The 11012-nt window shown below is 71.6% G+C and carries 6 protein-coding genes; 2 read left to right on the top strand and 4 right to left on the bottom strand.

The features are described from left to right. Positions 1-2 precede the first annotated feature (2 nt). The 4 genes from ACGFNV_RS21225 to ACGFNV_RS21240 all read right to left on the bottom strand — a co-directional run bounded on the left by ACGFNV_RS21225 (position 3) and on the right by ACGFNV_RS21240 (position 8029). Positions 3-725, bottom strand: a complete 723-nt coding sequence (locus ACGFNV_RS21225; protein WP_393624504.1) for a vWA domain-containing protein — start codon at positions 723-725, stop codon at positions 3-5. 136 nt (positions 726-861) lie between these two features. Beyond that, a complete protein-coding gene (locus ACGFNV_RS21230) occupies positions 862-2325 on the bottom strand; it encodes a glutamate synthase subunit beta (protein ID WP_393624505.1) in 1464 nt (487 codons plus the stop codon). Then, the gene (gene gltB / locus ACGFNV_RS21235) at positions 2318-6928 is read right to left on the bottom strand and encodes a glutamate synthase large subunit (protein WP_393624506.1); all 4611 of its coding nucleotides are present in this window, start codon (positions 6926-6928) and stop codon (positions 2318-2320) included. Before gltB ends, ACGFNV_RS21230 begins: the two co-directional genes overlap by 8 nt. A 369-nt stretch (positions 6929-7297) precedes the next feature. Then, entirely contained in the window at positions 7298-8029 is a 732-nt protein-coding gene (locus ACGFNV_RS21240; protein ID WP_393624507.1) for a VIT1/CCC1 transporter family protein, read from the bottom strand. A gap of 256 nt (positions 8030-8285) precedes the next feature. Here ACGFNV_RS21240 and ACGFNV_RS21245 point away from each other — a divergent pair, with 256 nt between their 5' ends. Further along, positions 8286-9359 carry an ADP-ribosylglycohydrolase family protein gene (locus ACGFNV_RS21245; RefSeq protein WP_393624508.1) on the top strand — a complete coding sequence of 358 codons (1074 nt, stop codon included), beginning with the start codon at positions 8286-8288 and terminating at the stop codon, positions 9357-9359. Positions 9360-9826: 467 nt separating this feature from the next. Continuing rightward, positions 9827-11005 (top strand): ADP-ribosylglycohydrolase family protein, encoded by a 1179-nt coding sequence (locus ACGFNV_RS21250; RefSeq protein WP_393624728.1) that lies wholly within the window; start codon positions 9827-9829, stop codon positions 11003-11005. Positions 11006-11012: the final 7 nt, after the last annotated feature.

Consider the following 11012-nt stretch of genomic DNA (forward strand, 5'->3'; position numbering starts at 1 on the left):
CGTCACGCGCGCACGATCCCCTGTGCCCGGGCGGCGACCAGCCACTTGGGGAACTCGCTCACGAGACGGTCGTAGAGCTCGCCGTCCGACACCTGCCGCGGATCCGAACCGGCGTGGAAGAAACCGGCGTTGTCGACGACCCGCTTTCCCGGCACGGCCAGCTCGTCGAGCTTGCGCAGGAAGTCGAACTGCTTGCTCGTCGCGTCCCCGAACCCGACGAACTGCCAGAACATCGGCAGCTTCGCCGCCTTGCACAAGTACCGCTCGGCGGCGAGCTTGTTGATGGGACCGCCGTCGGTCTGGAAGACGACGAGGGCGGGCTCACGGGAGCCGCTGTCGAGATAGTGGTCGATGACGGCGTCCATCGCCAGGTGGTAGCTGGTCTTGCCCATGTGGCCCAGCCCGGCCACGATCCGGTCCACCCGTCCCCGGTGGTCGGCGAGCGCGATGTCGGTCTCGGCGTCCACGTCGGTGGAGAAGAACACCACCGGCACCCGCCCGTCGTCGTCGAGATGCGCCGACAGTCCCAGCACCCGGTCGGCCAGCGCCTGCACACTGCCGTCCTTGTAGTACGGCTTCATCGACCCCGAGTAGTCGACCACGAGGTACACGGCGGCCCGCAGCCCGTCCAGACCGTGCTTCGTGAGGGAGACCCCGGCGCTCTTGTACAGATCGACCAGCGCGGGCGCCGTTTCCTGGACCTTGCTGAGACTGATCGCGACCATGCGGCACACCCTCCCACACCCGGACAGGCGACGGCGCCTGCCCGGTCGTCCGGTCGGGGACTGTTGGGCAGGCGCCGTCTGGTGTTCCGTACGCCGTTGTACGGGACGTCTGTGAGGTTGTTCTTCCTGCGACCCGTCAGACCATCAGCGAGCGGTCCGTCGGACGGATCGGGGCCGGCAGGTCGCTGGCGCCGGTGAGGAACCGGTCGACGCCGCGGGCGGCCGAGCGGCCCTCCGCGATCGCCCACACGATGAGGGACTGGCCGCGGCCGGCGTCACCGGCGACGTACACGCCCGGGACGTTGGTCTGGAAGTCGGCGTCGCGGGCGATGTTGCCGCGCTCGTCGAGCTCCAGGCCGAACTGGTCGACGAGGCCGTTCTCGCGGTCGGTGCCGGTGAAGCCCATGGCGAGGGTGACCAGCTGGGCGGGGATCTTGCGCTCCGTGCCCGGCTTGGAGGTCAGCTTGCCGTCGATGAACTCCACCTCGCTGAGGTGCAGCCACTGGACGTTGCCGTCCTCGTCGCCCTCGAAGTGGGTCGTCGAGACGGAGTAGACCCGCTCGCCGCCCTCCTCGTGCGCCGAGGTGACCTTGTACAGCATCGGGAAGGTCGGCCACGGCTGGTTGGTCACGTGCCGCTCGTCGTTCGGGCGGGGCATGATCTCCAGCTGCGTGACGGAGGCCGCGCCCTGGCGGTGGGCGGTGCCCACGCAGTCGGCGCCGGTGTCGCCACCGCCGATGACGACGACGTGCTTGCCCTCGGCGGAGATCGGGGGCGCCACGTAGTCGCCCTCCTGCACCTTGTTGGCCAGGGGCAGGTACTCCATCGCCTGATAGATGCCCTTGAGCTCGCGGCCGGGGACCGGGAGGTCACGGGCGGTCGTCGCGCCGGCGGCGATGACGATGGCGTCGTAGCGCTTCTTCAGGTCGGTCGCCTTGAGGTCGCGGCCGATCTCGACGCCCGTGCGGAAGCGGGTGCCCTCCGCGCGCATCTGCTCGATACGGCGGTTGATGTGCCGCTTCTCCATCTTGAACTCGGGGATGCCGTAGCGGAGGAGGCCTCCGATGCGGTCCGCGCGCTCGTAGACGGCGACGGTGTGACCGGCCCGGGTCAGCTGCTGGGCGGCGGCCAGGCCCGCCGGGCCCGAGCCGATGACGGCGACCGTCTTGCCGGACAGGCGCTCGGGGGCCTGCGGCTTGACGTCACCGCTGTCCCACGCCTTGTCGATGATGGAGACCTCGACGTTCTTGATGGTGACCGGCGGCTGGTTGATGCCGAGCACACACGCCGACTCGCAGGGCGCCGGGCACAGCCGGCCCGTGAACTCCGGGAAGTTGTTCGTGGCGTGCAGACGCTCGGACGCCTCGGTCCAGTCCTCGCGGTAGGCGTAGTCGTTCCACTCGGGGATCAGGTTCCCCAGCGGACAGCCGTTGTGGCAGAACGGGATGCCGCAGTCCATGCACCGGCTGGCCTGCTTGCTGATGATCGGCAGCAGGGAGCCGGGGACGTAGACCTCGTTCCAGTCCTTGACGCGCTCCTCGACGGGGCGGGACCTGGCGACCTCGCGGCCGTGGTTGAGAAAGCCCTTGGGATCAGCCATTGGTCGCCGCCTCCATCATCTTCTCGGTGATCTCGGTCTCGGAGAGACCGGCTCGCTCGGCGGCGTCCTTGGCGGCGAGCACTGCCTTGTACGTGCTGGGGATGATCTTGCTGAACCGCTCCACGGCCGCGTCCCAGTCGGCGACCAGCTTCTCGGCGACCGTCGAGCCGGTCTCCTCGGCGTGGCGGCGCACCACGTCGTGCAGCCACTGCTTGTCCGTGTCGTCCAGCGCCTCGATCGCGTCGAGGTTGCCGACGTTGACGTTGTCGCGGTCGAGGTCGATGACGTACGCGATACCGCCGGACATGCCGGCCGCGAAGTTGCGGCCCGTCTCGCCGAGGACCACCGCGTGACCGCCGGTCATGTACTCGCAGCCGTGGTCGCCCACGCCCTCGGAGACGACCGTCGCGCCGGAGTTGCGGACGCAGAACCGCTCGCCCGTGCGGCCGCGCAGGAACAGCTCACCGCCGGTCGCGCCGTACGCGATGGTGTTGCCCGCGATCGTCGAGAACTCGGCGAGGTGGTCGGCGCCCCGGTCCGGGCGCACGATCACCCGGCCACCGGAGAGGCCCTTGCCGACGTAGTCGTTGGCGTCGCCCTCCAGGCGCAGCGTGACACCGCGCGGCAGGAACGCGCCGAAGGACTGGCCGGCGGAACCGGTGAAGGTGATGTCGATGGTGTCGTCGGGCAGGCCCGCGCCGCCGAACTTCTTGGTCACCTCGTGGCCGAGCATGGTGCCGACCGTGCGGTTGATGTTGCGGATGGCGACCTGGGCGCGCACCGGCTGGGCGTCGGTGGCGCTGGAAGCGGCGAGGGCGTCGGCGGCGAGCTTGATGAGCTCGTTGTCGAGCGCCTTCTCCAGGCCGTGGTCCTGGGCGATGACGTGGTGCATGGCCGCGCCCTCGGGCAGCGCCGGCACGTGGAACAGCGGCTCCAGGTTCAGACCCTGCGCCTTCCAGTGGTCGACGGCGCGCTGCACGTCGAGGACCTCGGCGTGGCCGACGGCCTCCTCGATGGAGCGGAAGCCCAGCTCGGCGAGGAGCTCGCGGACCTCCTGGGCGATGAACTGGAAGAAGTTCACCACGTACTCGGCCTTGCCGTTGAACCGGTCGCGCAGCGTCGGGTTCTGGGTGGCGATGCCGACCGGGCAGGTGTCGAGGTGGCAGACGCGCATCATGACGCAGCCGGAGACGACGAGCGGCGCGGTCGCGAAACCGAACTCCTCGGCGCCGAGCAGCGCGGCGATGATCACGTCACGGCCGGTCTTCAGCTGGCCGTCGGTCTGCACGACGATACGGTCGCGCAGGCCGTTGAGCAGCAGCGTCTGCTGGGTCTCGGCGAGGCCGAGCTCCCAGGGGCCACCCGCGTGCTTCAGGCTCGTGAGAGGCGAGGCACCCGTGCCGCCGTCGTGGCCGGAGATGAGCACGACGTCCGCGTGGGCCTTGGAGACACCCGCGGCGACCGTGCCGACGCCGACCTCGGAGACCAGCTTCACGTGGATCCGCGCCTGCGGGTTCGCGTTCTTCAGGTCGTGGATCAGCTGGGCCAGGTCCTCGATGGAGTAGATGTCGTGGTGCGGCGGCGGGGAGATGAGCCCCACGCCCGGCGTCGAGTGCCGGGTCTTCGCCACCCACGGGTACACCTTGTGGCCGGGCAGCTGGCCGCCCTCGCCGGGCTTGGCGCCCTGGGCCATCTTGATCTGGATGTCGTCCGCGTTGACCAGGTACTCCGAGGTCACGCCGAAGCGGCCGGAGGCGACCTGCTTGATCGCGGAGCGGCGCACCGGGTCGTACAGACGCTCCGAGTCCTCGCCGCCCTCACCGGTGTTGGACTTGCCGCCCAGCTGGTTCATGGCGATGGCGAGGGTCTCGTGCGCCTCCTTGGAGATGGAGCCGTACGACATGGCGCCGGTGGAGAAGCGCTTGACGATCTCGCTGACCGGCTCGACCTCGTCGATGGAGATCGGCTGCCGGTCCTCGCTCTTGAAGCCGAACAGGCCGCGCAGCGTCATCAGGCGCTCGGACTGCTCGTTCACGCGGTCGGTGTACTTCTTGAAGATGTCGTAGCGGCCGGTGCGCGTGGAGTGCTGGAGGCGGAAGACCGTCTCCGGGTCGAACAGGTGCGGCTCGCCCTCGCGGCGCCACTGGTACTCGCCGCCTATGTCGAGGGCGCGGTGGGCCGGCGCGATGCCGGAGGCCGGGTAGGCCTTGGCGTGGCGGGCGGCGACCTCCTTGGCGATGACGTCGATGCCGACGCCGCCGATCTTGGTGGTGGTGCCGTTGAAGTACTTCTCGACGAAGGCCTCGTCGAGGCCGACGGCCTCGAAGACCTGGGCGCCGCGGTAGGAGGCGACGGTCGAGATGCCCATCTTGGACATGACCTTCAGAACACCCTTGCCGAGGGCGTAGATCAGGTTGCGGATGGCCTGCTCGGCCTCGATGTCCGACAGGAAGGTGCCCGCGCGGACCAGGTCCTCGACGGTCTCCATGGCCAGGTACGGGTTGACGGCCGCGGCGCCGAAGCCGATGAGCAGGGCGACGTGGTGGACCTCGCGGACGTCACCGGCCTCGACGAGCAGGCCCACCTGGGTGCGCTGCTTGGTGCGGATGAGGTGGTGGTGGACGGCCGCGGTGAGCAGCAGGGACGGGATCGGCGCGTGCTCGGCGTCGGAGTGGCGGTCCGACAGGACGATCAGGCGGGCGCCGTTGTCGATGGCCGCGTCGGCCTCGGCGCAGATCTCCTCGATGCGGGCGGCGAGGGCGTCGCCGCCGCCGTGCACCCGGTACAGGCCGGAGAGGGTCGCGGCCTTGAAGCCGGGCATGTCGCCGTCGGCGTTGATGTGGATGAGCTTGGCCAGCTCGTCGTTGTCGATCACCGGGAAGGGCAGGGTGACCGAACGGCAGGACGCGGCCGTGGGCTCGAGCAGGTTGCCCTCGGGGCCGAGCGACGAGCGCAGGGAGGTGACGAGCTCCTCGCGGATCGCGTCCAGCGGCGGGTTGGTGACCTGCGCGAACAGCTGGGTGAAGTAGTCGAACAGCAGCCGCGGGCGGGAGGAGAGCGCGGCGATCGGCGAGTCGGTGCCCATCGAACCGATCGGCTCCGCGGCGGCCTTGGCCATCGGCGCGAGGATGACGCGCAGCTCTTCCTCGGTGTAGCCGAAGGTCTGCTGGCGGCGGGTGACCGAGGCGTGGGTGTGCACGATGTGCTCACGCTCGGGCAGGTCGCCCAGCTCGATCTCGCCGGCCTCCAGCCACTCGGCGTACGGCTTCTCGGCGGCGAGCTGCGCCTTGATCTCGTCGTCCTCGATGATGCGGTGCTCGGCGGTGTCGACGAGGAACATGCGGCCGGGCTGGAGGCGGCCCTTGCGGACGACCTTGGCCGGGTCGATGTCGAGGACGCCGACCTCGGAGCCGAGGACGACGAGGCCGTCGTCGGTGACCCAGTAGCGGCCGGGGCGCAGACCGTTGCGGTCGAGCACGGCGCCGACCTGGGTGCCGTCGGTGAAGGTGACGCAGGCCGGGCCGTCCCAGGGCTCCATCATCGTGGAGTGGAACTGGTAGAAGGCGCGCCGGTCCGGGTCCATGGAGTCGTGGTTCTCCCACGCCTCCGGGATCATCATCAGCACGGAGTGCGGCAGCGAGCGGCCGCCCAGGTGCAGAAGTTCGAGCACCTCGTCGAAGGACGCGGAGTCGGAGGCGTCCGGCGTACACACCGGGAAGATGCGCTCGAGGGCCTTCTCGTCCGACCCGAAGACGTCGGACACCAGCTGCGACTCGCGGGCGACCATCCAGTTGCGGTTGCCCTTGACGGTGTTGATCTCACCGTTGTGCGCCACGAAGCGGTACGGGTGGGCGAGCGGCCAGCTCGGGAAGGTGTTCGTCGAGAAGCGCGAGTGGACCAGGGCGACGGCCGAGGCGAAGCGGCGGTCGGACAGGTCGGGGAAGAAGGGCTCCAGCTGGCCGGTGGTCAGCATGCCCTTGTAGACGATGGTGCGCGCGGAGAGCGACGGGAAGTAGACGCCGGCCTCGTGCTCGGCGCGCTTGCGCAGCACGAAGGCCTTGCGGTCGAGGTCGATGCCCGTAGCAGGCACGGCGGCGCCGTCGGCCACGAAGACCTGGCGGAAGGCGGGCATCGTGGAGCGGGCCGTGGCGCCGAGCAGCTCGGGGGCGACGGGGACCTCGCGCCAGCCGAGGACGGTCAGGCCCTCGTCCGCGGCGATCGTCTCGATCCGCGAGACGGCGTCGGCCGCCCCGTCCTCGGGCAGGAAGGCGATACCGACGGCGTAACCACCGGCCGCGGGCAGCTCGAATCCGGCCACCTCGCGGAGGAAGGCGTCGGGGACCTGGGAGAGGATGCCGGCGCCGTCGCCCGAGTCGGGCTCGGAGCCGGTGGCACCGCGGTGTTCGAGGTTGCGCAGGACCGTCAGGGCCTGTTCGACCAGGGTGTGGGACGCCTCGCCGGTGAGGGTGGCGACGAAGCCGACGCCGCACGCGTCGTGCTCGTTGCGGGGGTCGTACATACCCTGCGCAGCAGGGCGAGCATCCATGAACGACCAATTCTGGCCATTCGCGGAATGCTGGGACGGCTGGCGCGGCGTACGCATCGGCTCTCCCGTCGTCGTCTCAAGTGGCATATGTGCTTGCGAAGGGACGACGTTGGCCCTCTGCGTGTGCGCAAAATTTCGTGCAGGTTACATGATGGAGCGGTTCTCGGGAACCGGATACTCCGTTCCAGCATGCGGACGCCGCGGGGGTGGCGGCGGGCACCGCGCGCGGCGGTGGAAACAGGGGTGGCCGACACGGACAGATCGATGTCCGTCGGTCCGGGGGGTGGGGCGAGCGTCGTCGCTCACTCCGCGGCGCACCGCAAGCACCATTGCCCGCAGCGCTTACGGCTCATGCCCCGTGGTCATGCATTCGAAACCAGCGAGTAACGGCTACTTATGCGGCCCCTCGCATAAGTAGCATCCGCACTATCCTACGGCCGTCCCGAACAAGCTGCCCAGGGCGTACGTCACACCGGCCGCCGCACCACCCAGAGCGAGCTGCCGCAGACCACTGAACCACCAGGTGCGCGCCGTCACCCTGGCCACCACGGCACCGCACGCGAAGAGCCCGACGAGCGCGAGGAGCACGGCGGGCCACAGGGCACTGGCGCCGAGCAGGTAGGGCAGCACGGGGAGCAGCGCGCCGAGCGCGAACGCGCCGAAGCTGGAGACGGCGGCGACCAGCGGCGAGGGCAGATCGCCGGGGTCGATGCCGAGCTCCTCGCGGGCGTGGATCTCCAGGGCCTGCTCGGGATCCTTGGACAACTGCCGGGCGACCTGCCGCGCCAGGTCGGGCTCGACGCCACGAGCCACGTAGAGCGCGGCGAGCTCGGCCTCCTCGTCCTTGGGGTGCTTTCTCAGCTCCCGCCGCTCGACCTCCAGTTCCGCCTCGACGAGTTCGCGCTGCGAGGCGACGGAGGTGTACTCACCGGCGGCCATCGAGAAGGCTCCGGCGGCGAGGCCCGCGAGTCCGGTCAGGACAATGGTGTGCTGACCGACCGAGCCGCCGGCGACACCGGTCATCAGGGCGAGGTTGGAGACCAGACCGTCCATCGCGCCGAAGACGGCGGGGCGCAGCCAGCCACCGTTCACATCCCGGTGAGTGTGGTTGTCGCGGTGCGCCTCGTGCAGCGCCGCCTCGTTCTCCATGAGTGCCATGCGGGTCTCCAGCCATGCCTTCTGGACTGATTCTATTTTTCGACAACGCTCACCGTACGCCTCGAATTCCGTGCCCGCCAGCAAGGAAAGGCTGGGCTAACCTGCGGTTTTACCGCTCTCCGCTCATCCGTGTACAGGGCCGCACATATGTCGACCGGGTGACGCTGCGGTCGGTCAGGCTGCGCCGAAGACCGCACCGGGGACAGTTCCGCAAAGGGTTCCGCGCCCTGGCGGGCACCCTCGAGAGGAGCCGCGTATGGCATCGATCGCCTGCATTCCCTCCGTCCCGGCGCCCCAGGACGCCACCGGACTGCGCGACCGGGCGCGTGGCGCGCTGCTCGGCCTGGCTGTGGGTGACGCCCTCGGGGCACCGGCCGAGAACCTCAAGCCCTCCGAGATCCGCGCGCGCTGGGGCCGTATCACCGGGTACGTCGCCGAGAAACCGGCGGGCACGGACGACACGGAGTACGCGATCTTCTCGGGTCTGCTGCTGGCCCGGCACGGCTCGTCGCTCACGGCGGCGCACGTCGAGGCGGCCTGGCACGAGTGGATCGCCGACCGCGAGGAGGGCCCCTTCCGCGGGGCCGGCTTCAGTGAACGCGGCACGCTGGAGAACCTCCGCCGGGGCCTGGCCGCCCCCATCTCCGCCCAGCACCGCCACGCGTGGAGCGACGGTCTCGCCATGCGCGCGGCGCCCTTCGGCGTCTTCGCGGCGGGCCGCCCGGCGGAGGCGGCCCGCCTGGTCGCCATCGACGGCTCGGTCAGCCACGACGGCGAGGGCATCTACGGCGGCCAGGCGGTCGCGGCGGGAGTCGCCGCGGCGATGGCGGGCGCCCCCACGATCGCGGTCGTGGCCTCCGCCCTCGCCGTCGTCCCGGACGACTCCTGGACGGCCCGCTCCCTGCGCCGGGCCGTGACCGTCGCCCACCGCGGCGAACGCGCGGTCCGCTCGGCCGTCGTGATCGGCGGCTACCCGTGGACCGACCTGGCCCCGGAAGCCGTCGCCCTCGCCTTCGGCGCGTACGCGGCGGCCGACGGCGACTTCCGGCACGCCGTCCTGACGGCGGTCAACATGGGTCGCGACGCCGACACCACCGCGGCGGTCGCCGGCGCCCTCGCGGGCGCGACCCAGGGCGCCTCCGCGATTCCGGCGGACTGGGCGGCCGCCATCGGCCCGGCCCGCGGCAGCTGCCTCCCGTCCATGGCCGGCCACCACGTCGTCGACATCGCCGACGCCCTCGTACGAGACGAGACTCCCGTACGGCAGGACACCTGGCCGACGGCCTTCACCGCGGCGCCGGGCTCCGACCGGGCAACGGTGCGCTCATGACGCCGCCACCGGGGCCGTGGGGGGCGGACCCGGGTGCCGGGGCGGAGGGGGCGCCGGAACACCCGGCCGACGCGGCGAACCCGACCGACACCCCGCCGGGCACCACCGGGGCTCCACCACACCTCGCCCCGCCCGCACCCGCGCCCGCCGAGGCGGAGACCAACTCGGTCGGCACAGCCGACACCCCGCCGACCTCCACCGGGACTCCACCACACCTCGCCCCGCCCTCGCCCGCCGACGAAGCGGAGACCAACTCGACCGGCACAGCCGACACACCGGACCCGACCCACACCCCGCCGGGCGCCACCGGGGCTCCACCACACCTCGCCCCACCCGCGCCCGCCGACGAGACGGAGACCGACTCGGTCGGCACAGCCGAGGCGCCGACCGCCTGCACCGGCGCTCCGGCCACCCCCGCCCCACCTCCCGCGGACCCCGCACCCCTCACGCCCTCCCCCGCGAGTCCAGTGGCTGCCCCTGCGGGTGTCGTTCCGGATGCGCCCGTCGCTCCCGCCGCCGTCCCGGAGACCCGCGCCCACCGCATCGAAGGCCTCCTCCTCGGGCTCGCCGCCGGTGACGCGGCAGGCTGGCCCGCCGCTCGGCACCGGGCGGCCCGGATGCCGGAGTGGACCAGGCGTCTCACCCGTGAGCTGGACACCTTCGCCGAGCAGAACGCGACGACCACGCTTCCCGTGCCCATCGCCCTGAACCAGCCCCCCGAGCCGCTCCGGCTGGGTCCCTCCGACGACGCCGAGTGGGCGGTGTTCTCGGCGGAGGCCGTGCTGCGGGCCGGGGACGACAGCGCGCTCGGCGACCTGAGCCGGGAACGCCGGATGCGGGCCGCGATCGACCTCACCTGGAACGCGGTCGCGAGCGAGGTCGCGGCGGCCGCGGAACGCGCCCCCGAGGTCGAGTCGGCGGTACTGCCCCTGCGCGCCCGCATCTCCGTCCGGGCCGGCCTCGGCAACCTCGCCACCGGCCTGCGCCCGCCCGCCACCGGCCACGACAACCCGCACTACTTCGACGACGCCGCCTGCGTACGCGCCTGCGTCCTCGCCGTCGCCCATCCCGGCGACCCGCGACTCGCCGCCGACCTCGCCGAGTTCGACGCCCGCTACACCCAGGACGGCGACGGCGTGCACGGCGCCCGGGCGATGGCGGCGGCGCTCGCGCTGGCCCTGGTCGGCGCGGACGTGGACACGTGCGTGCGGGCGGCCCTGGCCGAACTCCCCGCGGAGACGGAGATCGGCCGCAACGCCCGCGAGGCACTGCGGCTGGCCCACGCCGCCGAGAGCACGTTCGCCCTGGTCCCGCCGCTGGAACACCGCATCGTCGATCACGTCTACAGCTACGGCGTCGCGGCCGCCGAGACGGTCCCCGTGGCCCTCGCCCTGGCCACGGCGGCCCGGGGCCGTATCGCGGAGGCGGTCCCGGCGGCGGCCTGTCTGTCCCGCGTGGCCGACTCGGCCCCGGCCCTCGCGGGAGCCCTCACCGGCGCACTGGGCGGCGGCGAGGCGATCCCCGACTCCTGGCGCGCCACCTGCCGCACCCTCCCCGGCTGCGTCCTCCCCCGCCTGACCGGCACGGACCTCGTGGAACTCGCCGAACTCCTGGAAGCCGCACAACCGGCCCCGCCAGGAGGATGATTCGGGG

This window comes from Streptomyces sp. NPDC048751 (assembly GCF_043198595.1).
GTDB lineage: Bacteria > Actinomycetota > Actinomycetes > Streptomycetales > Streptomycetaceae > Streptomyces.

Coding starts and splice junctions, on each gene's coding strand:
- ACGFNV_RS21225 (WP_393624504.1), bottom strand. CDS start 725: ATGGTCGCGATCAGTCTCAGCAAGGTCCAGGAAACGGCGCCCGCGCTG.
- gltB (WP_393624506.1), bottom strand. CDS start 6,928: ATGCGTACGCCGCGCCAGCCGTCCCAGCATTCCGCGAATGGCCAGAAT.
- ACGFNV_RS21245 (WP_393624508.1), top strand. CDS start 8,286: ATGGCATCGATCGCCTGCATTCCCTCCGTCCCGGCGCCCCAGGACGCC.
- ACGFNV_RS21230 (WP_393624505.1), bottom strand. CDS start 2,325: ATGGCTGATCCCAAGGGCTTTCTCAACCACGGCCGCGAGGTCGCCAGG.
- ACGFNV_RS21240 (WP_393624507.1), bottom strand. CDS start 8,029: ATGGCACTCATGGAGAACGAGGCGGCGCTGCACGAGGCGCACCGCGAC.